This is a genomic window from Vibrio cionasavignyae (assembly GCF_050337155.1).
Taxonomy (GTDB): domain Bacteria; phylum Pseudomonadota; class Gammaproteobacteria; order Enterobacterales; family Vibrionaceae; genus Vibrio; species Vibrio nomapromontoriensis.
Window position 1 is genome coordinate 1 of record NZ_JAKJSR010000010.1, and the last position, 23449, is coordinate 23449.

Here is a 23449-nt window from a genome sequence, read left to right on the forward strand (position 1 = left end):
GTACGATAATGTTTATTACATCAAACCAGAGGTGAACTCCTTATCGTTCTACTTCCCTTTTTTTGATTTAGTGACCAATGTCTATGTCACCTCATACCAACTGTCGAAGCACAGTGACGATTTACAGTCCGTTCATGTTGACTTTAAGTTGATATCAGGTAGTGATACTTATTATGTCTCAGATAGATCTTTGTCAGCATTCAATGTTGACGTTGTGTTTATTGATAGCTGTTTGGTTAAGTTAACAAGGAATCAGCGTTCTAAGTTTGTCACTTGTGAACCCGTTTCAAATGACTATCAGCGAACAGACTTAGCGACAGTTGATATTGATGAATCAATCGTAAATGACAACGATGGATGACTGTAACCAGGTTCAACGACACAAAAGTGGACAAAAACACGGGGATCGAAATAAACTGTATAAACATACAGTATTTTTAAGGTGGCGTATGTTTAGGTCTATACAGGTACGTTCAAACTACCGGATTGACCGCATCAACGAACACGGTGCGGTAGATTCAAGCAAACGAGAAGACGGTAATATCAACGCCTTGCTCAAAAGTGGCAACACACATAGCGCCCCTTTTGGCGGCTTTATTGAAGCAGGAAACTTAATAGGATTGCCCAAGGTCAAGCTCGCGAACATAGCAGCGCTATGCGAAGACCTCGAAGCAGACAAGCCCACGTACAACATTCCCAAAGACCACTTTGTGGTCGGTACGTATTTAGAGCAACGGCTGTTCATTCTACTCAAGAACGGAGAGCCACAACACTTCATCGACCACAACGTAGAGCTAGAAGGCAAGAATACCGTTGTGAGCTTGTTCTGAAATCAAGCTCGTTCTGGATTGAAGCAAAGCATTGCTGCATTCCAGAATGAGCCGACAAGCRRAACAACAGCCMACCATCAGCACCAAACCAAATCCGCGCGTCAGCAAACGCAARAAAGCCGAACTCTATACAGAGTCCGGCTTTCTCACTTCCAAGGGCAGCAAGCAAAAGTTGCCAAAGGATGTAATCAGCATAACCTTGCACTATCTGGTATGTGAAATGTTAAAAGCACACTCATGAAGTCAGTCACAGACRGTCATACTTGATTGTGAACACAYCAAGCTGAATCTTGAACGAACCATACAAATTACACGAAACGCATTGAACACAACGCACGAACGGAGCGACGCTGAGCGGAGGCCGTGCGTTGTGTGAAAAAGTGCAGTCAAGTATGGTAAAAGTATGAAATTACGTCAAAATTGTTAATTTGAAACGGCAATGAAACGAAAGTTCTAGTACGAAAAGAAGCAACGCTAGAGTATGTCAAAAAATGACAAACTCGCAACGAACGCCAGCTCAACAACCTTAAGTTCCTAAGCTAACGTGAATGGCCCGACAGGGATAAGGGCGCCCACCGATACACAATTAGGCATGACTGCCCCAACCCGCCCGAAACCAAAGCTCCCCATGAAGAAGACGCAAAACCCCTACCTTCCTGCAAAGCCAGCCTTGCAGAGCGCAGAAACGAGAATGGCGAGTTAAGCAATGGCAACCCAAAAAAGGATCAACAATAGAGAAAAGGCTTTTGAATGTGATTGAATCGAGCGCGGAAGCGTCAAACCCCCGTACCTGTATTACGGGGGGAAATTCCACTGTTTAAAGGAGAAAAGTCAATTTGGGATTTTTTGAGTGAAGTACGTTTGTTAATCTTATTTTTTAGTTGATTTGCACAACGTCAAACCTGTATTCGTCAGGAATCAACTTGAGTTTATACACCTTCGTATGTTGACTATTGTCAGTTGCTGTATATAGGATATTTAAGATTAATTCAGGTGGGTTTTTTCCAGATTTCTCCTCATCCCACTTAATAGTTTTTACGGTATCAGTGTCAAAGAAGTCCATTATATAGCTCTCCGGTACTTGCTTTAACGGAGGATTAAATAGTGGCTGCACCTTTGAAGCTACTTTCCCCGAATTTTTCAACTTGATCTCAAAATGTTGATTAGTTCCAACACTCATAGTCTTACGTGCTGAGATTACTGATATATCAGGCAAATCCTTCTTTTTCTCTCGCTCAAACTCAAATTCCAGTGCTTCTTTGTCAGTTTGGACTTGCTCATAGGTAGCTTTCACCAATTCCTTATGTTGTTCTACAGACCTACGTAGTTCGCTAGCTTGAAGCTCTAAAGCTTTGGTATTCTGCTTGAGTTCTCGTTGTTGTTGAACGTACCCTAGTATTAACCAAAAGATTGTAAGTGGCCCAAAAACCCCAGCCAAAAAGTCCCCTAATTCGTTCAGCGGAATCACCTTCAATTGATCAAATGATTCCCATCTAAAGAAAACAATAGCCAACACATATAGTGCTGTCGTACATATTCCGAATACCGTCAAGTTTACTCCTATTAAACTACTGTCTAGCTTATCAGTGCTGCACCTTAGCATATACTTTGGGGAAGCAAAAATACAAAACATAAGCGTATTATTTAGCTTTACCCTATAGGTGAGTATGTGGATTGGTATATCAAGTCACCAAACCCGTTAAGTACTGTTCCGGCTATCAGCAAGAATATATTGCTCCATTCTGCTATTGCTCGAACTGGATTGATAAACTGTTTCTCTATATCAGCTTTTGCATCAAACCACGCTTTAGACTCCTTCGGAATAAGGCTGGATTTCAATGTCCACTGTCTATAACGCTCTATGCGCCTAAGCATTGTCCATTCAGATAGCGCAGCAATCACCAATATGATCGTCCCACATCTAGCAACCCAGTTTTTCGTGTTCAACACTTCGTTAGCATCTAATACATATACGGAAAGTAGAAAGATAGTTAGACAAAGAATCCAAGTGATAGCGCTAGTTAACGCTAGCTTTGTTTTTAAAGTCATCTTGCACCATTTATACGTTTGGCCTGTTAGGCTGGCTATGTTCAGGTAACATGCCCTGAAATACAAATATAATTAGCCACTTATGAGTGTTTTGTTATAAAAATATGATTTGACGCTGAACGCTTATCTTAAGAAATACTTGCTACGAACACGTATGTGTTGAGTAGAGTCTTAAGGAGAATCTATACGTCGTTATGGGATATACCTAAAGTTGGCAGCAAGCAACACCAGAATTAGCCTAGTTTGATTTTTGTTATAGCTCTAGAAAACTGAAGGACTTTGCTAGATGTCTTAAGTTCTAGTTCAGAGCCAATCTCAATCAACGCAATACCCGTGAGAATTTGCTGAGCAGTTACCATCTGGCCAGTTGGTAACTGCATTTTTTCACCGACCATTTCAAACCCCTGCCAAGAATTTCCGATCCCTAGCTGGCGATTTGAGTAAATCCTAAGAAGTCTCCTGTACTCAGGCGGAATTGTTTCTCCTTTATCCCAGTTCTGAACATCCTTCAGTGTCTTAAAGCAGAGTTTTGCCGTCATTTCAGGCGACACGCCACACTTAACCTGTCTAAAAATGTAATTGTTCGTTATCTCTAAGTAACTCATATATATGCCTTTGTTAATTAAAAGCACATAACTACGCTAGCGGCACAAACTTACTACCTGTCAATTTACGCAACTATCAACATATAGAATCACATTGAGTTACTTCAATGCCATATCCTCTTAGGTCGCCATTCTAAGTTTTCCGATTCGGGGTGCGCAGGCTATTTAAGGCCAAGGCAACTTTCCTGATTTTTCGGATTACAACAAGTTCAGGCTTAGCGCCTAACTCTAACAATGCAACAGCTAGAACCAATTGCTGCGGGCCTATCATTTGACCTGTTGGCAATCTAAGCTTCCCTCCCTCTATATAGAATCCTTGCCACTCTAAACCACTCGATAATTCTTTTCGATGGTGCATTCTTATCAACCTTATGTACTCTGGGGGTATACAACCATTGTGCTTCCATTTTTCGACTGTCTTCACAGTTTTAAAACATAGTTTTGCTACACTTTCGACATCTAATTCATCCAAAATCTTAAGAGTTTTATGTTTTTGAGCCAAATTTAAGTCATTGTAATTAAAACGCATAAAATAGATAACTCCCACTAATAAGCACTTAGTTGCTTCTATTTAACTTAAGGTCGGATAATACGCACCGAGAGGTACTTTTTTAACATTTGAAGATATTGAATATTTGCCCGTTTAATTTGTAAGAATTTCAGTTAGTTGCGATTCCTTACCCATGCATTGTTAGCGTTCACACTGATACGCTCCGTGTTGCTTTGAAACTTGGCTGATAGCCAAAATGTCCACTTTAGCGTTCGCTATCGACAGTGACTATCAATAAAAACAAAGCAATAGAAATTAACGTTTGTTGTATCAGAATTTATGTGAGGCTTATCACTATGATGTTAGAGTCATTCGTCACGTTGTATTGGCGAGAATTTAAAACTGTGCGCGCTGGCGCTGAATATTTCCATGTAAACAAAGTCACTATTTCGCGCTGGCTTAATGGCACGGTTCCCATCAACCCCATGGCTGAAAAGCTGCTGTTGATTAAAGCGCTTGGCTACTTGCCCAATGATATTCGTTGGCGTGGCTTTTATATCGATGAAGCCCGTGCGGTGCTTGTCACACCCACGGGACGAGAATTTAGTCCAAAGGAATTAGAAAGCTTTGTGCTATGGCGCGATGAACATCGTGAATTGGTTGAGTTACACGGTCACATTGATTATCCGAAGATTTACCCTGCTAAAGAGAATGTATTGCCGTTTCGTGGTGGTCGCCGTATGACGGCAGCGCCTTGGATACCCACTAAGTTCAAATAAAAGAAAGGCTCATTTTGAGCCTTTCTTATATTTGTCAGCGAGACTTATTAGAATGGAATATCATCATCCCAAATACCAAATTTAGTTCGCACTTCATCTACGCTAGAACGTAACTCTTTAATGTTTAGATTGGTTGAATCGTACTCTTGGTTTTCTAGCGCATTAATTTTTTTGTCCATCTCTGTTAGGGCTGATTCTAAGTAAGATAATTTCACCGCCACATCACCTTCTAAGTGCGTTAGCTTTGAGTGAGTTTCGTTTAAATCCCTTTTAAGCAGAGAGTTTGAAATCTTAAAGTGATTTTCTTTTTCACTAAACGTTACTAGCAATGAGGCGTATTTTTCTTTCTGGCTAATGAACTCTCGGTTTCTATCTCCTTGCTCTGCAACCCAGCCTTCAATGTCACTATCCTTAAGCTTGCGTATGTATTCCTCATCCGCTTCTATCTTTGCTGCAACGGTGGATTTCTGCCGAATAAATCGCCGTTTGTCATTTTGATTTTGCTGATTATCGCGGAAATTATTTATCACCCCCTCGTTAATAAACTCATACGCTAAATTTAAAAGTGGTAGCAAAAGCAAATAAATTATCCCAATAACTAAAGGTACAATAATATCGCTACTAAAAGACCAGACTTTGGTTGATACGATTCTAAGTTTAGCTTCATTATCTGATAAGAAGAATGTCGCTAAACCGCTGATGTTTAGTGCGCACCAAGCTAAAACAAAAGCACCGATTATCGGATTCTTAAGTCTTGAAGTCGCATTCTCTTTAAGGGATTTAAAAATATCCTTCATGTTATTAACTCAAAATTTAGTGATTAGTTAAGTCTCATATGTAGTTGGAACTTGCTACATATATTTTTTATGCTGTTTCTTTTTTTACACAACTCAAATTGTGTTAATTTGTACATACACTATCGTATTGTCACCAGTGACGCCATTAAAAAACCCGCCTTTCAGCGGGTTCATTGAGCTTTTGTTTCTAACGCCTTTATTCGTTCGGCGTGGTCTTTGAGAATGTCGCGCATCCATTTAATGTCGACCTTTAGGGCAATGACTGTCGCCATTGCTGACGCGCCGCCCGTGAGCGCTGACAGCAAAAGCGATTCCACCAAACCCATTATTGCCCTTTGAATTCATTGCGTATTGTTTCCCAAAGCCCGATAACAACCGGAGCCGCGGCGCCAATGATACCGCCAGCTTGTATCCCATCCGGTGTTACGGATGCGGTGAGTAGCTCTGGACGCCCTGTAAACAAAGCCGCTGCGCTACCCAATAATACTAAACCTTTCTGTGTTGATGGCTGAGAAAAATCAATGCCAAATAATTTCATATTGTACCCCTACTTTTTAGATAATTTGTAATATAACCATGAGCTCAAAAGCGTTGTAATGACCGCCAAGGTCACACGTAGCGCTAAATCTTGCTTGTTCATGCGAGTGCTACCCCTTGAGCCGCATCTTGCATGCTGTAGTAATGCCCGACTTCCATAATTGACATTGCATGCACGAGGCGTGTCATTAATGCGTCATCGCCTAGATTAAGCGTGTCATTTGGTGAGACGCCTATTTTGCCTGCAACGAACTGCGTGTAATTGTTTGTGTCGTTTTCATGAGCTGGCGCCCAACGGCTGACAATGCCCGATAGTGTGTCAAGTCCATATAGGCTTTGGTAATTTCGCACTAAGCGAGTAGCCGCACGAAAGCCATATTTGGAATGACTAAAGGTTTCAAATGCCCTATCTTGTGACGGCGTCACCTTGCCCACCCAAGCATTAGAGCTAATGCGAATATTGAGCGGGTTGTTATTGCGTATCCCGCGATTGAGTTGTGATTTCACTAGTTTCACTCCGGTATCGGCGCCCTTATACGCAAGCGCCATGAGTAGGATTAATAAAAGCCAACGAACCATTTTCGTTTACTCTTCTACTGACTGGACATGCCCCGACCACACTTTGGTGATAGAAGTGCTCATTTCAAACCAAGCCACAGCGGCTTCATTAGTGGGTAGTGCCGTTCCATTACTTAACTCAAATCCAGATAGCCACATTTGAAAATCAGTAGATAGATTTAACTCAGCATCATGGTTTGAATCGTCATAAAAAATCGCATCAAACGCATCCATATGAACGGTTAAGGGCACAAAGCCATTCGCTCGAATATCACCGTTATCCGCAATGGAAGCGTTAAGTTGAACAAAATGATTGCTTGTATTGTTGCTGTTAACGTCAAGCCCTAGCACCATTCCACGTTCATTAATTGCACTCAAAACATCCGTTTTTGTTTGCCCCGACGTTCTTAATCGCATATCAAAAAGCACATTCATTCGGAATGTCACCACCGTCCCTTCTGGATACCAGAATGTGCCGTCGTCTTCGTCTGTTTCTCGTGGGTATCCTTCGCTATCAAGCAAAGCGATAGCCGCACGACGCAATGAAAAAACATCCGAATTTGGGCAGGTATAGAAATCATAATTATGGGTATTCTCACCAGAGCGCCCACTTTGATTCATACCGATTAACAGAGGTGAATCTAAGTCCCCTCCGATTTTTGGGTGAATGCGGAATTCAGCGGTTAAATCTAACCCTGTATCCATCCCTAACAACGAATACAGAAATTCAATTTTGTTTCGATTACTGCCCGTTGGCAGTGGTGGTAAATTCGACATGGTTAATACTCCAAGACTTGAACGGCGTCCGGCGCTGTCCCTGTTAATTCAATTAATGCGGTGCTCTCTAAACGGATTTGCTCACCCGCTGCAAGCTCAAAGCCCATCAAATCAATAAGCCCTGTATTGGTTGATTTCGCCTTTATCCATACGCCTTTACGCATGGCGTTAGCAGGAACGGTAAGCGGTGCTTCACCAATGTGCGCGTTAAGGTTGCCACTCACTTCAATGACGACTTTTGGTAACGTCGTGACCGCAAGGCTTTGACCTGCTTCAATCTGCACTTTCGGTAGAGTGCTTACCCCCACGCTTTGCCCGCTTTCAATCTGAACTTTAGGTAGAGCAGAAATACCCACCTGTTGACCATTAGCCAATTCAACCTTTGGCAAAGTCTCAATACTGACGCGCTGACCGTCTGCAATTTCCATTTGTGGCATGGTTTGAACATCGAGTTTTTGACCTTCAATTGGTGGCGTAAAATCCCCCACACCATGCTCTAAAATCAATTCACCCTCGCCCATTAAGAAAATGCGTCCAAAGGGTTTGCCATAGCGAAACACTGAACGATTAGGTAGCGAGAAACGCTCACCCGTTTGGTCAATTTCAACCATTAACTTTCCGCTAATGGATTCGATGAATAGCCATGTTGATTCAATCGTTAAGGGGATTTGCACCCCTTTAGTTAGCTGTAATCGCATTACTTTTTCACCGCCTTATACAAGATAAAGCCAAGCACAATCACGATAATCGCCATCAAAATAATTTGCTGTTGATTCAACGCGCTTTGACCGCCGTCTTGCTTGAACTTCGCAAACTCAGAGAGTTTTTCGAGGTTCTTAGCGTTTTGCGCCGCTTGATTACCCGATAGCCCCGCCATCATTTGTAAGTTTTCACTATTCGATGCACTAAACTCATCCAATGCACCCGCCGCGAATCTCAAGCTGTTTTCAGTGTTGTTATCCACCAATTTCAACGATTCACTCATTGCTCCGGTTGCAAATTCCATTGACTCATCGAAAGCATCACCCGCGAAATCAAACGCTTTTCCAACGCTGCCATGGTCGGTAACGGTGGCGTTTATGGTTGAGCCTTCAATACCACTCAGTGCAACCCCTAAGTTGTCACCACTAATGGCGTTTTGACTGCTTGTATTCTTCGTACTAGTGCTATTGCTTGAACTGGATTTACCACCCATGCGTCACACCTCCCATCGTAAAAATTGGTGGTCACAATGCTCTATCGTAGACACAGTCCCCAGTCGCTTAAGTAGCCTTGCCACCAAAGGAAAATAGGTCTTTGTCGTTATTGCCTTTAATCCACCGCTTTTAACGTACTTGGCAAGCTCACGGGTCGCTTTTATGGCGCCCGTTCCCTCAACAGCCCAAATGAAATAAGAGCCGCCGATAACCTCACCCGCTATGTTCAAGTGGTAACCTTCACCCTTGAGCAAATAAAGGCTCACGCGCTCTTCATCAATGCGTTGCTTCATCACTTCAAAGTCACTAGGGCAAGCGCTAAATGCAGAGCGTAAACGCGCTACCGCGATGTCAGAGCGTGTCACCATCGTAATCATTTGAGCGCCTTAATCGCGACAACGGCAATCACGAGAACTGCAACAATGAGCCACGGATTGACACCGCCGCCCATGTTAATCCCGCCAATGGATTGCCCTGATTGGTTGCTGCTTTTAGCGGTAGACGGTCCCGCGCTTCCGCCCGTTAAACCGCCGCCCCCTGTCAAACTGGTCATTGCTCCAAACATATCAACCTTTCTTAAGCCAAATAATCAGCGCTAAAACCACCACAATGAGCCACGCTGATTTGTTGATTTCCTTGGCGGTCAAAAACCCTAAAGTTAAGCCCGCCACCCCGAGATAGACTATCGGCATTATTTGCCCCCTTTAAAGGCAAACGCCAAGCCACCGAGCGCCACGACTATCACCAATGCAATAAGTGCCATGGTTTGCCATTGCATCCCTTTAGGCGCCGTATTCACGGGTTGCCCGTTGGGTTGCTGGTAGTTGTTGTTGTTCTTGCGGTTTTCGTCTGGGTTGCTTGATTCGGCGCGATCTAACTCGTTATCAACTTTGATACCAAGCCAATCGCCCGAAAAATCCCCCACAACATCCACCGCACCGCCAACAATTTCGCCCGCACCTTCGATGACGCTATCCCACCACCCCGAGCTTTCGCCCGCGGTGTTTTGCTTTTCGTCTGGGTAAGACATGCGTTACCCCCTTACTTGACGTGTGTGATTTCGCCCACTTGCTCGATAGATTCAATCAATACCGGAATACTGCCCGCCGCTGATTTTTCAACTTCAAACTGAAGCTGTTTCATCGCATTGGTTTGTAAGCGACCTTCGACACCAAAGCCTGTACGAACAAAATCAAGCGTGAACCAACCGTCATTTTGCTCAAGACCAGATAAAGCAAGGTCAAACGCGTTATCGTCTTTGGTCACGTTCATTTCTTCACGGTCATCACGTAGCACGCGAACACGGCTAATGCTGTCATCTTTGAAGTGGATGCGCTTTAGTGAAAAGAATGGCGAACGCTCAGCAAAATCAAACGGCGTACGACCAGACGCGGCAGCGTAATACGTCAGTGAATAGATACGCGGCAAATAAATGCGCGTTGATTGCGCGGCGGTAGTATGAGCGCGAGCACGCATACTTGGCGGATTGGTTCCCGCATCTTTTGAGGCGAGTTGGATGTAAACCATCCAGATTTCACCTTGCAGTGTGACGAGTTCCCCCGTACGCACGCCGCCTTTTGTGCGCAGTGTTAAATCAGCAAACGGAATCACATAGCGCCCCGCTTGCGTGAACTGCTTGCGGTGCTCTTGGATGTCAACAAGGTCTTGACCTGTCACGCTATACACTTCTTTACCGTTTAACGTTAAGCGCACGCGCTCAATATCAGACGGGTCAATAATGCTCGTAACCAGCTCAATAGAGCTATAAGTGGGACCAGACACTAGACGTAGTGTCGCCTGATTGCCCCAATTCACCCCTTCAACAGGGTCTAAATCGTGTGGGCGTGGATTAAATGGCGTTCTTAGTAGTTCCATAGCTTAAAACCACCCTGAATCACCGTTGACTTGCTCTTTAAGCGGCGTTAACGCGCTCACGTTGTTGATGACGGCGAGCGCAATAAGTACTGCAACGACGGTCATCAACATAGTTTTGTGTTTTGCTTGCATGGTTTCCCCTGATTCGCAACGTTAGAATTAAATGTGCAAACTCAAGCTATAGGGGTTTGATGGATGAGTGAAGCGAGTGGAACCTATAGGTTAAACGGGTAACCTATAGGTTTAAACTAACGGTATTGGCGGGTTAATTTCTTGCCTGTCGCGCAATTAAACGCGGCGCGTTCGATGTTTCCAATGCCATCGCGAATCAATAAATACTCGGCAATGGGTTTGCCTATGCGTGCTTTATTGACCTTAGCGGATTTGATTGCGGTGATTTCATCCACATTCACGCTTTTACGCTCGGCTATCCATTTAGCATCATTGACCGAGTTGACCGAACCTACCCACCAAACGCTTGATTGGTCGGTCACTGTTTTAGGCACTTCCTGACCACGTTGAAACACACTGTGAACGACAAGCCCATACTGACGACCACCGCGCAATAGCTCGCCCGTTTTCCCCTTAAGTTTGCCTGACGTTTCGGCGCAACTTGCGAGCTCTTCAATCACTAAATAGAGTTTGGCGGCGCGTCCATTGCCTAACGCCCATGACACCGCCGAGAAAAACTCCAATTCATCCATGCACGCCCCATGTTTAGGGATGTACGCCACCTTAAACGGCTTTCCTTGCTTTCTGGCGTTTACGGCAGCGCGGATAAACTCCGAGCGCACCGAATAGCCATGGCAGTGTTGACCGTGAAATTTTGCCCCCGCGTAATTCTGGTAAGGGTCGAAAAATAACGCTTGCGCCTTTTTAGGCACTAGCCCCAAATGCTTGACGGCGGAGGTTTTACCGCCGCCTGTCCCTGCTAAGTAGATAGCGTGCTCAGCATCGAGCGACGGATTAGAGTTAGTGGGACTCGGAAAGCGCGGTAACGGCTGTGCTTTCATGTTTACCCCCTTCAGCTTTTAAGCGTTTGACTTGCGTGACTGAAACAACAACCAACGTCATGAGTGTAATTATCAAGGTGGCTTCGTCGACGTACCCCCCAAACAACTTGTTTTTGTCTTGCTTAGCAAACACCGGATACGCCGCTTCAATCACCGCCTCTTTGCAACTGGGTTGAAACTCAAAGGATACGCCAGCAATCACCCCCGTCATTTGTTCCAAACCAGAAAAGAGCGCCCGCAATAACATCGCGCTGGCTTCTTTTTCTGCTTCAACTTCTTCAGGTGATTTGGTTAGCTGTGGATTGTCGCTTGCTTCATTAGCTTGACCAGGCACTGACTTTTCACCGCTTAACGGTTGCTCTAACGCCTGTTTTTCACTTTGTTCAATCGCGACAGTTTGACTTAATGAGTCAGACCACTTTTCAATATCAAGGTCATCAAAACTCGCCGCACTTTCAACACTACTCATTGGCGGCAACCTCTTCTTTTGATTGGCTCTTTAGTGCCATATGCAGCCCAAAGACTAATAGCAGAATGACGGTAAACCCAATCGCTAACTTCATACCTATGCGGTTTGGCTTTGGCGTGGGAGCCACTGCCGTTTTTACTGGTATCAGTTCATCATCGTTCGCCGCGCTTAATGGTGTATTATCGAGCGCTTGAACCGCTTCAGGTAACGGCGTTTCAATGTCGCTTAATGCGTTATCCACAACTGGCTCTAAAGCCTTATCGGACGCGGTTTCAAGCGCTAACGGAGTGTTTACCGTTTCCGGTTCATTTTCTGTCATATGGTCATCAATGTATTGATTAACGCTTTTTGACATTTGGCTGTTACCACAATTAGGACAACGGTAATACAGCAAACCAAGATTACGCGGGTTTTTAGGTGGCTCACCTTCAGCGATAAGCCTACCTTCACCTATCATGTGAACGGTCGCGGTGTCACTGCATACAGGGCAAGTAACATAACCACGAACGGGATTAGGCACTTTGCTCATCGCTGACCACCTCCGCATTTTCGATGATGTCAGCAATGACGGCTTTTTCATCCATCACATACGCACGGCATTTTGCCCGAGCGATACGATTAAGCGCGGTCAGCCTTTCAATCTGCTCAAACAGCTTAGGGTCTAAGCCAAGTGCGGCGAACGGGTCACCGCCGCCAATCAGTAAGCGCGGCAAGGTGGACGCAATTTTGCTCATGTCCATTGTTTTGATTTGGTTTATGGCTTGCGTTACTTGTACTTCAAGATTTTCAGCAAGGTCTAGTGCTTTTAAGTCGCCATTGCACGCGGTTTCAGTGCGCTTTGTCATGTGTTTACCCCTGTTTCTCAACGTTGATTTATATGGTTAATGCGCTTACGCGCGCTTTTCTAAATGCGCTAAACGCTCATCTAGATTTTTAAGTGTCACAATGAGCATTCGAAAAAACGCCCACGGCTTTTTTGTCGCGTTACCGCATTTAATCTCACTGCTCATTTCAGAAATTACTTTGCTATTATCCATTCCTTTTCCCTAGCCACTGCATTCAAACTGTTCACGCATCAAAGCGCATGAAGTCACAAAATTCTGAGCGTTCGTTCATTGCTTCGTTTTTTATATAATCCAAGTCGTAATCAATAAAATCATGCTTGAGTAGCGCTTGCCAATAACAGCGCTTATCAAGGTAAGCGCGATAAACATCGCCGTATTTTTCTTTTGCATAATCACGAAGTTCATGTACGTCCGGTACGTCTTTACTTTGCATAAACCAACCGCGAGCACCCGCCGCCCAGATAAGAAAGTTATCCAGCCTATCGGCGGCGTCATCACCACTGAACGTTAACGAAAAGTTTTGCTGTGAGCTGGCAAACAGCCCGCGGTCTTTAATTTTGGCTTTCTCATCGCGAATTTCGATTGAAAGTTTGTCTATCAAACGCTTAAGCCTGATTTGGTCAACGGGCTTTTTATTACCCTTCGCCATATCAAGCGCTCGGATAGCACTTTTCTTTTGTTGGTTCTTGTGGCGTATTTGGCGCTCAATGGGCTTTTTCCATTGTTCCAATTTATAGCCGCATTCTTTAATGATGGCGTGCATGTTGTCGGTATCAAATGACGCTAATACATCCCAACTTGGCGCACGAGATGCGCGGGCAATATTGTAACGGTTGCCCCTTATCAGCCCTTGATTGGCGTTACCGCCTTTCGCCGCGTAGCCGACCGCTTTAATAATGTAAGAGCTTGCCGCCTCAGAGTATTTAATGCGTTGTAAGTTCGCCATACCATGCCCCCATAACGTTTCAATACGTTTCGCCCATGCATCAAACGCCCACCGAGGCACTGACCAATTAAGCAGTACGTGAACATGTGGGTTTGGCTCGCCGTCATCGTTAGCCGGACACTCCGCCACCCAAATATAATGAAATGGCGTGTCTTGTCCTTCGATTTCGCGACATTCGGCGCATTCGTCAATGTGACCTTGTAACGCGTTATCGTTATCGCCTTTCACCACTACATCAAAGCCGCGCTGGTAAAGCTTTTTAGCGCCATTAAGAAAGCGGGATACTTCACTGCCAATCGTAATATCACTAGCAAAAATCTGCTCTCGCAGTTCAGGCGAAAACGTCAGCGTGAGAAACGTTGTAAAACCGCCTTGAGCTGCCGCAACATAGGCGCCGGACTCAAAGATTTTCTTTACCGCTCGCGGCGTTAAATTATTGGTATAGCGCTCACCATCATTCGCGCTCGGTGCATCGCTTGGTGAAGGCTTATACACGGTTTGTACCTTGTATTCGTTTGACCATTCACGCTGCATTAAATAAACACGAGACTGACCATTATCGTGTAGCCCTGAAACGTCATATAACGCGTTGTTTCTGGTTACATGGCTTATCTCCGCTATCTCTAACACTGAACGCGTGCGGCGCTCATGGCTCGAAAGCGTGCCGTTTAAGCGGTCAATTCGGTGTTTACCTGTTGTCCGACTTTTGCGCCTTTTGACGAGCCTAGTACTTTCGGCTTGCGCCGCCGCTTCGCGCCCGATTGGTCGAAGGTGTTTAACGCGCGCAACGTGCGCTTGCTCGAAATGCTTAAGCTTTTGTTGCTCGTGTTTTAGCCAGCTATTATCAACCGACTCAAAAAAACCGCTTTCGATAGCGGCAATGTTTTCTTTGGTTTTATTCGCGCCCTGAACGACCGACGCGGCATAGATAATATCGTTGTCAGTTATCATAAGCGCTCAAGGGAAACGTATTTCCCGCTCTCCGTGTCTCGAAGTGTGTTAAACGTTAAGTGACGGAAGCGACAGCACGCCTCCGCTAACATTTTGAATTCAGACTCTCTCGAATCAGGCACCCAAAGCGTGACTTTCACCAAGCCTTGAGCGCGTTTCTTTTCTTCGTAACGTTTGTTGCGACTCATGCAACAACCTTAGCGCCTGCAATCACCTGTTTTTCAGCCTGACTTTGACAGCCCTCGCAACCACACAGTTGACCGCCGCATGTGCAAAATTCATCTTCGTTGTGACGAGCAACAGTAAAGTTCATTACCTTTAAGCAGTTTTGACACAATACAAATGCTTGAGGGGAAGAATCCGCGCCCACATGGGGCGCTTCATCTTGCTTGCGGATTTCTTCAACACCACCCTGAATCCAATCAAATGAAAAGACGACATAGTCATCTGCTTGTGCGTAATCGGTCAGATACTTGATGCGCACTATGATATAACGCTTACCATCTGACATACGCACTCGGTCGCCTACGCAATAGCCTCTGTCATTTTTTCTAATTTCGAAGTTCTTTTTACCATCGATAATTGCATTTAAATAATTAGCCTTAATCTTTACGCTGTGTAGCTTTGGCGTTCGCAATGTAATACTCATGCTTCACCCCCAACGACAGCGTGACCAATGGCTTTCATTTCATCGTAACTACAAACTTGACGAAATCGCGATGCAATTTTTGTCTTCTTTTTGATTGATGGCGTAAATTTAGCTTTGAGTTGAGCAACCATATCTAGTGATTTTTTGGTTAGCTCAGGGTCGGGATTAGCGCACCCTGCCATATCAGGGCAAGGCGCATGAATAGGGTCTGAAATAGGTAAATCAATGATTGATTTCGATGGTGTGTAATCTACGTCCATAGTGTGTCGCCTCCGCAAGCTTTTTCACATAAGTACGCAAAAAACAATACGGTAAATTATTTACTACCGCAAATGACTTACGGTACTGCAAGTTACATAATGTGGCGCTACAATTTAACAATTAGAATTCGGGAAACTAACCATGACGAACTACACCAATGTACTTTTGGACAGGGTCAAAACTCGGTACGAACTAACCTCAGAGTACAAGCTTGCTCAAAAATTAGAGGTTGGCGAAGGTCGATTGAGACATTGGCGCAAAGGTACATGCTCTATGGGGTGGGATGTCGCTTTTCGAATTGCAGATTTATTAGACGAAGACGACCAAAATGTTGTGTACGGTTTAATAGAAGATAAATATAAAAACCCCCGCCTTATCAATGCATTACAGGCATCAACTGCTAATTTTAGGAACTTGAACTAATTTTACCAGTTGATAGATAATACGCACTGAGATTGTAAGCCCCAGATAGTAATGTCACTTTTGAGCTAGATTAAAATGTCACTTTAGTACTGGTTGCTGACTACATTTCATGTACCAGCTTCGGTTACTAAGGACTACTGAGATGTTGATTGCCATGAGTGAAAAAGAAATTAGTCGATTCAAAGTTATTCAAGACGTCTGTGAACATCGTTTGCGTCGTACTGATGCAGCAGAGATACTTTCGTTAAGTGAGCGTCAAGTTCAAAGGTTAATGAACAAACTACGTGAACATGGTGCGGCTAGTTTAACCCATGCTTCTAGAGGTAAACCCAGTAATCGACGTTATTCTGATTTCTCGCCCACATTTGCACGTGAAAAGATCATAGAAAATCATAATTTAGCTATCTCGTTAGAGACACTTCGCCAATGGATGATTGCCGACAACCTTTGGATCCCGCACTCACAACGAAAACCTAGAGTCTATCAACCTCGTTATCGCCGAGATTGTCTCGGTGAACGCATTCAAATCGATGGCTCACACCACGATTGGTTTGAAGGACACAGCGACAAGTACTGCCTTTTGGCCTTCATTGATGACGCGACTGGACGCTTGATGAACTTAAGGTTCAGTGAAACCGAATCGGCAATTTTGTCGACGCTAATTAGTGTCATATCAAAGGAAAATATCTGCGCTTGTTCAGTTAGGTGTCATCGTACTCGAAAAACATCGAGCAAAAAAAACCGCCTACAAACACACAATAGTAAGTAGGCGGCAAAGCTTTAATACGGGTCTAGGTTCCGTGGAACTAAATATGTAGGATTACAAATAGTTGTGCAAACACTATTAGCAAATCTAATTCAACCTATTAACCAATGTCGTGAGACAAGGGAAAGGCGAACGACTCAACAGTGCCAAAACGCCATTCAAGCGTTGGACAAGATGGATTAACATAAACCGACTAAGTTACGGTGTCACATAGCTAGTGCATTAACACTTCGGGATAGACGCACCATGGGTACGGAGCTTTGGATTACGCGTAATATGCCCCCTACTTGTCAAATCATCAGGAGTAACCCGTATGCAATTGATGACAGACCGGCACGTCTAGCATATTCATCCCTTTCTAAATTAAAGAACCGTAAATCCAGCTTTGACGACAAATCAAAGCGAACGATAACAAACAGCAAAGGTAGAATGACAACATAAAAACCAAGCCAATATAATAACCACCCGCTATTGATTTTCCAGAAGCAATTAATATAACTCAAATGTATCATATGACACCTTTTAAATAGGGATTCAATAGCCTGTATAAATAATATGGTAATAATAAATTAAAGCTGATAATAGTGATTGTTATTTATAAATTTTTATTCGCTATTTTTAACCTTAACCCTTTACATAAATATAAATTTCATTATTCTAACGAAAAGGAAATAGAGCTATTTAAATAAACTTATAGAAATGGAGTATTCTATGACACTGCCTTTAATGTGGTTTGAAACAAGTTACACTCGTATTAAAAAATGGGATACAGAGGGTCTTTCACTGCTAGAAGCTGAGACGGCGCTAGATACGTACTTAACTGAGAACAACCCTATCTCGCTTGAAATGGCGGACTATGTAGCAGAAAACTGGACATGTAGAAGGATACAAATGCTTGATTCAGATGCGCGCCGCACCCTAATGAAAATATGGGATGAAAGAGAAATTGCAGCACAAGGCTAATACAGAAATAAATATGGTAGCAGCCTAGCTGCTACCTAGATTTCTTACGCCCTTTAGATTTAAAGCTTTGGAACGGGAATACATTACGTATTTTTTGCTGGCTCTTTTTATTAATGTCTTTAGAGAATTTTAGCGTCATTCCAGAACGAGTCTGATATACCTTCAATGTGCCAGAAAGATTATCCCTTTCAACGATATCTTTAAGGTTATGACTAAATGAAGGTGGAATATGCCCTTTAATATTCGTAATTTTACCATCACTAGCTTTCACGGTAAGTATAGGACGATCAATCGCGACTAACCAAAATACTAATACAGCGCCGATCAAGATTACATATAGCATTTGCGTCTCCTTCCTTGTTAATCATCGCCGAGCAGTTTACTCAAATCTTGTTTTAAGCTACTTACTGTTTTAGTTGCCTTTTCACTTCGTGACGCTTCACTCAGTAAATATTCAATCGCTTCTGACAGCGTGCACCCCAACTCATTTGCTCGATATGACAGTTTCTCCCAAACTCGATAGTCCAAATCAATCGACTTTTTCTTCGTATGCACCTGTTCTGCGTTATAATGACGTTTTCTTTTTGCGCGGATGGCTTGCTTGAGTTTATTGTCCACTTCCAATGACATATGCTCACTGATCCAATCTAAGACCAATGTCGGCTCATACTCAATGGCTTTGAGTTGTGAAATAGCTTGCTCTATCTCACTTGTATCGACATACCGAGTGATATTTTCGCCATCTCGGTGTTTTTTTGACAAATATTGCCACTTCCAACCACACTCTAGATTTTCAAGTTGTTGGTATTTCATTAAAAATTGCCTCTACATTGGTTAGAGTGACAGCGTAACCCACCTTCTTTACAATCTCAACAATTGTCCATTCAAAGTGAGAATCAAATCTCGTTGATTTACGTGCTATTGACTAACTTTAGTCGTGAAATCGTTGTATACTCCATGCAAATCTAAACTAAGCTCTCAAATAATGAATCCAGTCCTTTGGCAAGATGCCTGCCCGCTCTACACCGATTTTAAATCTACTCTAGATAACGTTGCGAACAGCGCGGGAAAATCCCTGTTCGATTTGCAACCACGTTTGCGACAAACACTTCAGTACTTTGTTTCTCCGGCTTGTTTTTCTAAAGTATTAGTGATTAAAGACGGTGGCAGCCTTACCTATCGCGAGCTTGTCGCTAACGAACTACGTAACCTTGGAACACATGTGGTGGTTAGTGCAGATGTTCGCTCAGAAACATTATTTGACCAATATCAGGTCACCGATGGTCACGTGGAGTCTAAAAAGGGCCTCATTCATCAGGCTGACTCTGGTGTTCTGATAACATCAACGAATACTGTATTGTCTACGTTAGTGAGCTGGACCAATACCAAAGCCCTACTACAAGGTGCTCAATTAGAAGCGACACCAGTGAGTCAGGTCAGTGCCAATATTGAACAGCCTATCTACAGCTCAGAATTTAAACTGATTATTATCGGTGATAGAGATCAATTAGCAGAGTTTGATTATCTAGAGGCTGAGTTTAGATCAGGATTCATGCAATACACAGAGCTAGAAAGTGATTATAAGTTAAATATTGAATCAGTTGCGCCGTATCTAAGCTTTGTTAAACAACTGATGATGGATAACTTACCGAACCATACACTTGATTCATCGGGCTACCTTCGCCTCCTGCAAGCGGGAGCTAGAGAAACCGAAGATAAGCAATATGTCCCATTATCATTAGATTGGCACCTCGCTTTGCTAGGAGAAGCATCCTCTTACAGCAACAATAGTGTGATTAACGAAGACCACATAGAGTCTGCGATAATGGCAAAGCGCTATAGAGAGGCGTACTTACCGGCGCGAGCAGTCGATGATATTTTAGAAGGTCAAGTGGTCATCGAGACTCAAGGCGAGCAAATTGGACAGGTTAATGGCTTAACGGTTATCGATATGCCTGGCCATCCACTCTCTTATGGTGAACCGGCTCGTATCTCCTGTGTGGTTCACTTTGGTGATGGTGATATTTCTGATGTCGAAAGAAAGGTCGAACTTGGGGGTAACATTCATGCCAAAGGTATGATGATCATGCAAGCGTTCGTCAGCACAGAACTAAATTTAGATGCCCCGTTGCCCTATTCTGCTTCTATTGTTTTTGAACAATCATATTGTGAAGTAGACGGTGACAGTGCCTCATTAGCTGAGCTGTGTTCTTTAGTCAGCGCCCTTTCTGGATACCCAATTGACCAACAGATTGCCGTCACCGGTGCGGTTGATCAATTTGGCCGAGTTCAAGCGGTTGGTGGCCTTAATGAAAAGGTCGAAGGATTTTACAATGTTTGTAAACATCAAGGTTTTACAGGCAAGCAAGGCGTTATTCTACCAAAAACAAATGTTCAGCACCTGGCGTTGAGCAAAGAAGTTGTCAATAGCATTAAAAATGGGCAATTTCACATCTGGGCAGTCTCTCATGTCGTGGAAGTGATCCCTTTACTGCTAGGCAAACCATTTAAAAGTGAATCAGAAGAAAGCGTATTAAGTAAGATAGCAGAACGCATTGAAAACTTTGAAAAACTTGAACTACCAGAAACCTTGTTAGAAAAGGTAAGAAACTGGTTTGTTTAGTCGTGGTCGGAGTTGTTTGGCGTACACGTGTTCACTAATATGCTCATATCAAATATTGGAGTGACTTTAAAAATGCAAAACAGACGTGATTCGTATACTCGTGAAGATCTTTTAGCTTCTAGCCGTGGTGAACTATTTGGTGAAGGCTACCCTCAGCTACCCGCTCCAAATATGTTAATGATGGACCGTGTTACCAGAATGTCAGAAACTGAAGGTGATTTCGGTAAAGGTCTTGTTGTCGCAGAGCTAGATATCACACCAGATCTTTGGTTTTTCGACTGTCACTTTATCGGTGACCCTGTTATGCCAGGCTGTCTAGGTTTAGACGCAATGTGGCAATTAGTTGGATTTTACCTTGGCTGGATCGGCGGCGAAGGCAAAGGCCGTGCTTTAGGTGTTGGCGAGCTTAAATTTCAGGGTCAAGTACTTCCTACTGCCAAAAAAGTTACGTACGAACTGCACCTGAAACGTGTTGTTAACCGTAAGCTTGTAATGGGTATCGCAGATGGTCGTGTACTTGTGGATGGTAAAGAGATTTACGTAGCAAAAGACCTAAAAGTTGGATTGTTTAAAGACACTTCTTCTTTTTAAGCGACAGTTTATTTAAAACGGCATCATTGCCGTTTTATTTTCCACCAACCTATTTAGTTATAGTGCGCTAGGTAAGTTAGAAGAAGGACCTCATGTGAGATCCTCCCTCTAACTTACCTAACTACTCCCGACTACTTGAAAAGCCCTGACTGTCTGTCATCTCTCGCATCACGCCAACCACCAAGCCAATAGGACTTAGCATCCATTTGTTGGTATGGGCAAGTTTCCATAGATTTCCCGTTCAACCCTGCTTTATAGCCTTGGGATTGAGCTCGATCTAAACGGTCACGCTTTTGTCTCTTCATAGTGCGGTCCTCGCTATACAAAACTGGCGACTAGCCAGCCTTTTGATATTAAAGATTTGTAGAGTTTTTATGACTCCTCAATAATAATTGCTCAATTTTTAGCAGAACTCAAGACGTAAAAAAGCTCGTATTTATCCACATAAACACGAGCTATTCCTTTCATTACACTATTTGTTACGGCGTAACCCTAAGAAGCCTAAGAAAATCATAGCCATCCAACCTAAGCTACCACCTTTACGCTCTACCGGTGGCGCTTCAATAGTACGCGGAGTAATTGAACGTTCGTCTGTATTTGAGATCGGGATCAACTTAACTGCGACTACTTTCTCAGTAGTCTGCCCATTACCACAATATGAGTTGTGACCAGTGGTGTCATATCCTTGCGGACACTTAATCGCGGTTGCAGCGATGACACCATCGTCGTTAATATCAGCCGCATCGATAATACGATATTTGTTATTGTTAGTACTAAAAGATCCGCCATTAGTCAGATCATCTAACAGCCAAGGTTTACCTTGAAAAACGGCTAAGCGTTCAGCATTGGTACCTGTTGTATTATAAGGATAAATAAATCCACGCTGGCGACGCTTTTTACCGTAGAACTCTGTAGCTTGCTCAGCGTCAACTGCACCAACAATTTCATTGAAATTGTTAATTGCGCCCGTCTTACCACCTACACCACGGAAGAAAATACCGCTGTTACCGTTCAGCTCATCAAAATATTGAGCTGATGCGCCACCGCTATCGTTAACTTGTGCTAAAAACATTCGGTTCGCTGCCGCACCATTTTCACGTTTATCACCGCGTCGTTTTGCTTCACCAATTAGTACAAGTTGTGTATTGATATCAGTCGCTACAGAGTTAGTGTAGATATAATCATCGCCGTCTTTAATCCGCGAGCGGCTCACTATTGATGGTGACCACGCATTTCCGGCGGATATCGCGTTTCCGTTAGGGCGAAATACTGTCGCTTCGACAAAGACATTGCTGCCATCTTGATAGCTGTTCATACCAACAAGAACAGGCTTTCCGTTAAATGCCGTCGCGTTTGCACTGATTACGGCCGCTCTAGCACTGCCTTGCATCGCTTTTTTGTCAACATTGCGCTCAATACCATTATTCCAACCAGATATCGCGTTAACCGTGGTCCCATCAGAAGACCAAACTGCCGCTTTTGAAGCAAATGCAAAATTTTGGCATTCACGCTTTGCCGCAGGGTCATTACCTGACAAGCAATTATTTAGGTCGCCACCCCAATTTTTATTATCGTCATTGTAATCAAATGGACCTACTGCGGCGCTACCCACATAGTAGGTACCAGAGCTATCAGTAAACGAGTCCCATGCCATGGTACGACCCATCTGAGTAGTAATCTGCTTCTCTTGAGTATTGCCGTTATCTGCGAGAGGTTTCAGCATTGTCGTAGTACTACCATCGAAAACATAACCACGTTGACGATAGGCTGTAGCAAGATTGTTTGAATCTAACTTAAAGTATCCAGAACTCGCAGTGCCAATCACTTTATCGCCATCAAGGCGATTAACCACGATGTTTGCAGAATTTGCTTCAGCTGTGGTTTTCCCTCCTGGCGCATAGTCGTCAGAAGTAGGGTTAACCATTAACATCGGTGCCGCAGCAGCTGAAGCCGTATCACCACTAAAAGCCTGAGCATTTGATTTATATTCCGTAGCGACAAAAGCATCACGCTCACGCTTTAGTCCGCCAATCGAACTAAAGCTATGCCACATTTTGTTCGTCCAAGCCGGATCACAGGTTTGGTATCCTAGCTCAGAACGACAGTAGTCTCGATTCCGTCCCCAATCGGTGTAATAAAAGCTAACATCCATATTGAATGGTACTTCATCACGGTAAGAGAAGCCTTCAGAACCGCTCCTAGAGTCACCATAGAGCGTATAGTCAGTACAAGTACCACCTTGTGTAAAACAGCCCATAGGAGTCACAGAAGCACTCGGTGTACTCTCGATCGCAGAACCATAGAACTCAGTGTACTGCGCATCATAAATACCACTACTGCTAATGCTCGCTGTCGGGTCTATCTCGACAATCTGATACAAAGCAGCATTTGCAGTGGTCGCAGCGAAAACGCTTGCGGCCACCATTGAAATTTTAAATTTTGTACAACTCATTTAG

At 43.7% G+C, this 23449-nt stretch carries 37 protein-coding genes and 1 pseudogene; 8 read left to right on the forward strand and 30 right to left on the reverse strand.

Features of this window, described 5'->3' with window-relative positions; all coding sequences use genetic code 11:
* Nucleotides 1-361 (forward strand): hypothetical protein (locus tag L4D74_RS03180; RefSeq protein WP_428750683.1); only part of this gene is annotated, 361 nt, incomplete at its 5' end.
* 88 nt (nucleotides 362-449) lie between these two features.
* Nucleotides 450-830 carry a hypothetical protein gene (locus tag L4D74_RS03185; RefSeq protein ID WP_428750684.1) on the forward strand — a complete coding sequence of 127 codons (381 nt, stop codon included), beginning with the start codon at nucleotides 450-452 and terminating at the stop codon, nucleotides 828-830.
* A gap of 877 nt (nucleotides 831-1707) precedes the next feature.
* On the opposite strand, the gene L4D74_RS03190 is transcribed toward L4D74_RS03185, so the two are convergent.
* The 4 genes from L4D74_RS03190 to L4D74_RS03205 all read right to left on the reverse strand — a co-directional run bounded on the left by L4D74_RS03190 (nucleotide 1708) and on the right by L4D74_RS03205 (nucleotide 4013).
* Nucleotides 1708-2382 carry a hypothetical protein gene (locus L4D74_RS03190; protein WP_428750685.1) on the reverse strand — a complete coding sequence of 225 codons (675 nt, stop codon included), beginning with the start codon at nucleotides 2380-2382 and terminating at the stop codon, nucleotides 1708-1710.
* Between the two features lie 98 nt (nucleotides 2383-2480).
* Nucleotides 2481-2879 carry a hypothetical protein gene (locus L4D74_RS03195; protein ID WP_428750686.1) on the reverse strand — a complete coding sequence of 133 codons (399 nt, stop codon included), beginning with the start codon at nucleotides 2877-2879 and terminating at the stop codon, nucleotides 2481-2483.
* A gap of 233 nt (nucleotides 2880-3112) precedes the next feature.
* Nucleotides 3113-3484 (reverse strand): regulator, encoded by a 372-nt coding sequence (locus tag L4D74_RS03200; RefSeq protein ID WP_428750687.1) that lies wholly within the window; start codon nucleotides 3482-3484, stop codon nucleotides 3113-3115.
* Between the two features lie 133 nt (nucleotides 3485-3617).
* Complete coding sequence (locus tag L4D74_RS03205; RefSeq protein WP_428750688.1) at nucleotides 3618-4013, reverse strand: regulator; 396 nt, start codon at nucleotides 4011-4013, stop codon at nucleotides 3618-3620.
* Between the two features lie 317 nt (nucleotides 4014-4330).
* On the opposite strand from L4D74_RS03205, the gene L4D74_RS03210 reads away from it, so the two are divergent.
* A complete protein-coding gene (locus L4D74_RS03210) occupies nucleotides 4331-4753 on the forward strand; it encodes a phage protein (RefSeq protein WP_428750689.1) in 423 nt (140 codons plus the stop codon).
* A 47-nt stretch (nucleotides 4754-4800) separates the two neighbouring features.
* Here the strand turns inward: L4D74_RS03210 and L4D74_RS03215 are convergent, their stop codons facing one another.
* The 22 genes from L4D74_RS03215 to L4D74_RS03320 all read right to left on the reverse strand — a co-directional run bounded on the left by L4D74_RS03215 (nucleotide 4801) and on the right by L4D74_RS03320 (nucleotide 15626).
* Nucleotides 4801-5550, reverse strand: a complete 750-nt coding sequence (locus L4D74_RS03215; protein WP_428750690.1) for a hypothetical protein — start codon at nucleotides 5548-5550, stop codon at nucleotides 4801-4803.
* A 170-nt stretch (nucleotides 5551-5720) separates the two neighbouring features.
* A complete protein-coding gene (locus tag L4D74_RS03220) occupies nucleotides 5721-5876 on the reverse strand; it encodes a hypothetical protein (protein ID WP_372062754.1) in 156 nt (51 codons plus the stop codon).
* Nucleotides 5876-6088, reverse strand: a complete 213-nt coding sequence (locus tag L4D74_RS03225; protein WP_428750691.1) for a hypothetical protein — start codon at nucleotides 6086-6088, stop codon at nucleotides 5876-5878. Before L4D74_RS03225 ends, L4D74_RS03220 begins: the two co-directional genes overlap by 1 nt.
* 98 nt (nucleotides 6089-6186) lie before the next feature.
* Nucleotides 6187-6636 carry a structural protein gene (locus tag L4D74_RS03230; protein WP_428751158.1) on the reverse strand — a complete coding sequence of 150 codons (450 nt, stop codon included), beginning with the start codon at nucleotides 6634-6636 and terminating at the stop codon, nucleotides 6187-6189.
* Nucleotides 6637-6672: 36 nt separating this feature from the next.
* On the reverse strand, nucleotides 6673-7422 hold the full coding sequence (locus tag L4D74_RS03235) for a hypothetical protein (RefSeq protein WP_428750692.1): 750 nt from the start codon (nucleotides 7420-7422) through the stop codon (nucleotides 6673-6675).
* A gap of 2 nt (nucleotides 7423-7424) precedes the next feature.
* Complete coding sequence (locus L4D74_RS03240) at nucleotides 7425-8120, reverse strand: hypothetical protein (protein WP_428750693.1); 696 nt, start codon at nucleotides 8118-8120, stop codon at nucleotides 7425-7427.
* A complete protein-coding gene (locus L4D74_RS03245) occupies nucleotides 8120-8617 on the reverse strand; it encodes a chemotaxis protein (protein WP_428750694.1) in 498 nt (165 codons plus the stop codon). Before L4D74_RS03245 ends, L4D74_RS03240 begins: the two co-directional genes overlap by 1 nt.
* Before the next feature lie 3 nt (nucleotides 8618-8620).
* Nucleotides 8621-8995: a DNAase gene (locus tag L4D74_RS03250; RefSeq protein ID WP_428750695.1), complete on the reverse strand. Its 375-nt coding sequence runs from the start codon at nucleotides 8993-8995 to the stop codon at nucleotides 8621-8623.
* The gene (locus tag L4D74_RS03255; protein WP_428750696.1) at nucleotides 8992-9183 is read right to left on the reverse strand and encodes a hypothetical protein; all 192 of its coding nucleotides are present in this window, start codon (nucleotides 9181-9183) and stop codon (nucleotides 8992-8994) included. The genes L4D74_RS03250 and L4D74_RS03255 overlap by 4 nt, the downstream gene beginning before the upstream one ends.
* A 1-nt stretch (nucleotide 9184) precedes the next feature.
* Nucleotides 9185-9310, reverse strand: coding sequence for a hypothetical protein (locus L4D74_RS03260; RefSeq protein WP_428750697.1), 126 nt, complete (start codon nucleotides 9308-9310; stop codon nucleotides 9185-9187).
* Nucleotides 9310-9648 carry a hypothetical protein gene (locus tag L4D74_RS03265; protein ID WP_428750698.1) on the reverse strand — a complete coding sequence of 113 codons (339 nt, stop codon included), beginning with the start codon at nucleotides 9646-9648 and terminating at the stop codon, nucleotides 9310-9312. Before L4D74_RS03265 ends, L4D74_RS03260 begins: the two co-directional genes overlap by 1 nt.
* An 11-nt stretch (nucleotides 9649-9659) precedes the next feature.
* Entirely contained in the window at nucleotides 9660-10493 is an 834-nt protein-coding gene (locus L4D74_RS03270) for a major capsid protein P2 (RefSeq protein ID WP_428750699.1), read from the reverse strand.
* 3 nt (nucleotides 10494-10496) lie between these two features.
* Entirely contained in the window at nucleotides 10497-10625 is a 129-nt protein-coding gene (locus L4D74_RS03275) for a hypothetical protein (protein ID WP_428750700.1), read from the reverse strand.
* A 116-nt stretch (nucleotides 10626-10741) separates the two neighbouring features.
* The gene (locus L4D74_RS03280) at nucleotides 10742-11506 is read right to left on the reverse strand and encodes a hypothetical protein (protein ID WP_428750701.1); all 765 of its coding nucleotides are present in this window, start codon (nucleotides 11504-11506) and stop codon (nucleotides 10742-10744) included.
* Entirely contained in the window at nucleotides 11466-11975 is a 510-nt protein-coding gene (locus L4D74_RS03285; protein ID WP_428750702.1) for a hypothetical protein, read from the reverse strand. Before L4D74_RS03285 ends, L4D74_RS03280 begins: the two co-directional genes overlap by 41 nt.
* Entirely contained in the window at nucleotides 11968-12504 is a 537-nt protein-coding gene (locus L4D74_RS03290) for a hypothetical protein (RefSeq protein WP_428750703.1), read from the reverse strand. The genes L4D74_RS03285 and L4D74_RS03290 overlap by 8 nt, the downstream gene beginning before the upstream one ends.
* On the reverse strand, nucleotides 12488-12820 hold the full coding sequence (locus L4D74_RS03295; RefSeq protein WP_428750704.1) for a hypothetical protein: 333 nt from the start codon (nucleotides 12818-12820) through the stop codon (nucleotides 12488-12490). Before L4D74_RS03295 ends, L4D74_RS03290 begins: the two co-directional genes overlap by 17 nt.
* A gap of 45 nt (nucleotides 12821-12865) precedes the next feature.
* Complete coding sequence (locus L4D74_RS03300) at nucleotides 12866-13012, reverse strand: hypothetical protein (RefSeq protein WP_428750705.1); 147 nt, start codon at nucleotides 13010-13012, stop codon at nucleotides 12866-12868.
* Nucleotides 13013-13043: 31 nt separating this feature from the next.
* Nucleotides 13044-14717: a rolling circle replication-associated protein gene (locus tag L4D74_RS03305; protein ID WP_428750706.1), complete on the reverse strand. Its 1674-nt coding sequence runs from the start codon at nucleotides 14715-14717 to the stop codon at nucleotides 13044-13046.
* Entirely contained in the window at nucleotides 14714-14905 is a 192-nt protein-coding gene (locus L4D74_RS03310; protein WP_428750707.1) for an antitoxin MazE-like protein, read from the reverse strand. The genes L4D74_RS03305 and L4D74_RS03310 overlap by 4 nt, the downstream gene beginning before the upstream one ends.
* Nucleotides 14902-15366, reverse strand: coding sequence for a DUF3850 domain-containing protein (locus tag L4D74_RS03315; RefSeq protein WP_428750708.1), 465 nt, complete (start codon nucleotides 15364-15366; stop codon nucleotides 14902-14904). Before L4D74_RS03315 ends, L4D74_RS03310 begins: the two co-directional genes overlap by 4 nt.
* Complete coding sequence (locus L4D74_RS03320; protein ID WP_428750709.1) at nucleotides 15363-15626, reverse strand: hypothetical protein; 264 nt, start codon at nucleotides 15624-15626, stop codon at nucleotides 15363-15365. Before L4D74_RS03320 ends, L4D74_RS03315 begins: the two co-directional genes overlap by 4 nt.
* Before the next feature lie 142 nt (nucleotides 15627-15768).
* On the opposite strand from L4D74_RS03320, the gene L4D74_RS03325 reads away from it, so the two are divergent.
* The 3 genes and pseudogenes from L4D74_RS03325 to L4D74_RS03335 all read left to right on the forward strand — a co-directional run bounded on the left by L4D74_RS03325 (nucleotide 15769) and on the right by L4D74_RS03335 (nucleotide 17779).
* Entirely contained in the window at nucleotides 15769-16050 is a 282-nt protein-coding gene (locus L4D74_RS03325) for a transcriptional regulator (protein ID WP_428750710.1), read from the forward strand.
* Between the two features lie 154 nt (nucleotides 16051-16204).
* Nucleotides 16205-16696: pseudogene (locus L4D74_RS03330) on the forward strand (helix-turn-helix domain-containing protein); the annotation flags it as partial.
* Nucleotides 16697-17527: 831 nt separating this feature from the next.
* Entirely contained in the window at nucleotides 17528-17779 is a 252-nt protein-coding gene (locus L4D74_RS03335; protein WP_265672858.1) for a hypothetical protein, read from the forward strand.
* 31 nt (nucleotides 17780-17810) lie between these two features.
* Here L4D74_RS03335 and L4D74_RS03340 read toward each other — a convergent pair whose 3' ends face one another.
* Nucleotides 17811-18122, reverse strand: a complete 312-nt coding sequence (locus L4D74_RS03340; protein ID WP_428750711.1) for a DUF3634 family protein — start codon at nucleotides 18120-18122, stop codon at nucleotides 17811-17813.
* Between the two features lie 17 nt (nucleotides 18123-18139).
* Nucleotides 18140-18592: a macrodomain Ter protein MatP gene (matP, locus tag L4D74_RS03345; protein ID WP_265672860.1), complete on the reverse strand. Its 453-nt coding sequence runs from the start codon at nucleotides 18590-18592 to the stop codon at nucleotides 18140-18142.
* Nucleotides 18593-18764: 172 nt separating this feature from the next.
* On the opposite strand from matP, the gene L4D74_RS03350 reads away from it, so the two are divergent.
* Nucleotides 18765-20402, forward strand: coding sequence for a S16 family serine protease (locus L4D74_RS03350; protein ID WP_428750712.1), 1638 nt, complete (start codon nucleotides 18765-18767; stop codon nucleotides 20400-20402).
* 72 nt (nucleotides 20403-20474) lie between these two features.
* On the forward strand, nucleotides 20475-20993 hold the full coding sequence (fabA, locus tag L4D74_RS03355; protein ID WP_265672862.1) for a bifunctional 3-hydroxydecanoyl-ACP dehydratase/trans-2-decenoyl-ACP isomerase: 519 nt from the start codon (nucleotides 20475-20477) through the stop codon (nucleotides 20991-20993).
* A 131-nt stretch (nucleotides 20994-21124) separates the two neighbouring features.
* Here the strand turns inward: fabA and rmf are convergent, their stop codons facing one another.
* The gene (gene rmf, locus L4D74_RS03360) at nucleotides 21125-21298 is read right to left on the reverse strand and encodes a ribosome modulation factor (RefSeq protein ID WP_250619036.1); all 174 of its coding nucleotides are present in this window, start codon (nucleotides 21296-21298) and stop codon (nucleotides 21125-21127) included.
* Nucleotides 21299-21465: 167 nt separating this feature from the next.
* Nucleotides 21466-23445 carry a DUF3466 family protein gene (locus tag L4D74_RS03365; protein ID WP_428750713.1) on the reverse strand — a complete coding sequence of 660 codons (1980 nt, stop codon included), beginning with the start codon at nucleotides 23443-23445 and terminating at the stop codon, nucleotides 21466-21468.
* Nucleotides 23446-23449 lie beyond the last annotated feature (4 nt).

Excerpts from the sequence above, each read along its gene's own strand:
- L4D74_RS03195 (WP_428750686.1), bottom strand. The coding sequence starts at position 2,879 with ATGACTTTAAAAACAAAGCTAGCGTTAACTAGCGCTATCACTTGGATT.
- L4D74_RS03225 (WP_428750691.1), bottom strand. The coding sequence starts at position 6,088 with ATGAAATTATTTGGCATTGATTTTTCTCAGCCATCAACACAGAAAGGT.
- L4D74_RS03295 (WP_428750704.1), bottom strand. The coding sequence starts at position 12,820 with ATGACAAAGCGCACTGAAACCGCGTGCAATGGCGACTTAAAAGCACTA.
- fabA (WP_265672862.1), top strand. The coding sequence starts at position 20,475 with ATGCAAAACAGACGTGATTCGTATACTCGTGAAGATCTTTTAGCTTCT.
- L4D74_RS03215 (WP_428750690.1), bottom strand. The coding sequence starts at position 5,550 with ATGAAGGATATTTTTAAATCCCTTAAAGAGAATGCGACTTCAAGACTT.
- L4D74_RS03350 (WP_428750712.1), top strand. The coding sequence starts at position 18,765 with ATGAATCCAGTCCTTTGGCAAGATGCCTGCCCGCTCTACACCGATTTT.
- L4D74_RS03185 (WP_428750684.1), top strand. The coding sequence starts at position 450 with ATGTTTAGGTCTATACAGGTACGTTCAAACTACCGGATTGACCGCATC.
- L4D74_RS03300 (WP_428750705.1), bottom strand. The coding sequence starts at position 13,012 with ATGGATAATAGCAAAGTAATTTCTGAAATGAGCAGTGAGATTAAATGC.
- L4D74_RS03270 (WP_428750699.1), bottom strand. The coding sequence starts at position 10,493 with ATGGAACTACTAAGAACGCCATTTAATCCACGCCCACACGATTTAGAC.
- L4D74_RS03265 (WP_428750698.1), bottom strand. The coding sequence starts at position 9,648 with ATGTCTTACCCAGACGAAAAGCAAAACACCGCGGGCGAAAGCTCGGGG.
- L4D74_RS03285 (WP_428750702.1), bottom strand. The coding sequence starts at position 11,975 with ATGAGTAGTGTTGAAAGTGCGGCGAGTTTTGATGACCTTGATATTGAA.
- L4D74_RS03200 (WP_428750687.1), bottom strand. The coding sequence starts at position 3,484 with ATGAGTTACTTAGAGATAACGAACAATTACATTTTTAGACAGGTTAAG.
- L4D74_RS03275 (WP_428750700.1), bottom strand. The coding sequence starts at position 10,625 with ATGCAAGCAAAACACAAAACTATGTTGATGACCGTCGTTGCAGTACTT.
- L4D74_RS03320 (WP_428750709.1), bottom strand. The coding sequence starts at position 15,626 with ATGGACGTAGATTACACACCATCGAAATCAATCATTGATTTACCTATT.
- L4D74_RS03250 (WP_428750695.1), bottom strand. The coding sequence starts at position 8,995 with ATGATTACGATGGTGACACGCTCTGACATCGCGGTAGCGCGTTTACGC.
- L4D74_RS03315 (WP_428750708.1), bottom strand. The coding sequence starts at position 15,366 with ATGAGTATTACATTGCGAACGCCAAAGCTACACAGCGTAAAGATTAAG.
- L4D74_RS03245 (WP_428750694.1), bottom strand. The coding sequence starts at position 8,617 with ATGGGTGGTAAATCCAGTTCAAGCAATAGCACTAGTACGAAGAATACA.
- L4D74_RS03220 (WP_372062754.1), bottom strand. The coding sequence starts at position 5,876 with ATGGGTTTGGTGGAATCGCTTTTGCTGTCAGCGCTCACGGGCGGCGCG.
- L4D74_RS03310 (WP_428750707.1), bottom strand. The coding sequence starts at position 14,905 with ATGAGTCGCAACAAACGTTACGAAGAAAAGAAACGCGCTCAAGGCTTG.
- L4D74_RS03365 (WP_428750713.1), bottom strand. The coding sequence starts at position 23,445 with ATGAGTTGTACAAAATTTAAAATTTCAATGGTGGCCGCAAGCGTTTTC.
- L4D74_RS03230 (WP_428751158.1), bottom strand. The coding sequence starts at position 6,636 with ATGGCGCTTGCGTATAAGGGCGCCGATACCGGAGTGAAACTAGTGAAA.
- L4D74_RS03280 (WP_428750701.1), bottom strand. The coding sequence starts at position 11,506 with ATGAAAGCACAGCCGTTACCGCGCTTTCCGAGTCCCACTAACTCTAAT.
- L4D74_RS03240 (WP_428750693.1), bottom strand. The coding sequence starts at position 8,120 with ATGCGATTACAGCTAACTAAAGGGGTGCAAATCCCCTTAACGATTGAA.
- L4D74_RS03260 (WP_428750697.1), bottom strand. The coding sequence starts at position 9,310 with ATGCCGATAGTCTATCTCGGGGTGGCGGGCTTAACTTTAGGGTTTTTG.
- L4D74_RS03205 (WP_428750688.1), bottom strand. The coding sequence starts at position 4,013 with ATGCGTTTTAATTACAATGACTTAAATTTGGCTCAAAAACATAAAACT.
- L4D74_RS03340 (WP_428750711.1), bottom strand. The coding sequence starts at position 18,122 with ATGCTATATGTAATCTTGATCGGCGCTGTATTAGTATTTTGGTTAGTC.
- matP (WP_265672860.1), bottom strand. The coding sequence starts at position 18,592 with ATGAAATACCAACAACTTGAAAATCTAGAGTGTGGTTGGAAGTGGCAA.
- L4D74_RS03210 (WP_428750689.1), top strand. The coding sequence starts at position 4,331 with ATGATGTTAGAGTCATTCGTCACGTTGTATTGGCGAGAATTTAAAACT.
- L4D74_RS03235 (WP_428750692.1), bottom strand. The coding sequence starts at position 7,422 with ATGTCGAATTTACCACCACTGCCAACGGGCAGTAATCGAAACAAAATT.
- L4D74_RS03335 (WP_265672858.1), top strand. The coding sequence starts at position 17,528 with ATGACACTGCCTTTAATGTGGTTTGAAACAAGTTACACTCGTATTAAA.
- L4D74_RS03325 (WP_428750710.1), top strand. The coding sequence starts at position 15,769 with ATGACGAACTACACCAATGTACTTTTGGACAGGGTCAAAACTCGGTAC.
- rmf (WP_250619036.1), bottom strand. The coding sequence starts at position 21,298 with ATGAAGAGACAAAAGCGTGACCGTTTAGATCGAGCTCAATCCCAAGGC.
- L4D74_RS03290 (WP_428750703.1), bottom strand. The coding sequence starts at position 12,504 with ATGAGCAAAGTGCCTAATCCCGTTCGTGGTTATGTTACTTGCCCTGTA.
- L4D74_RS03305 (WP_428750706.1), bottom strand. The coding sequence starts at position 14,717 with ATGATAACTGACAACGATATTATCTATGCCGCGTCGGTCGTTCAGGGC.
- L4D74_RS03255 (WP_428750696.1), bottom strand. The coding sequence starts at position 9,183 with ATGTTTGGAGCAATGACCAGTTTGACAGGGGGCGGCGGTTTAACGGGC.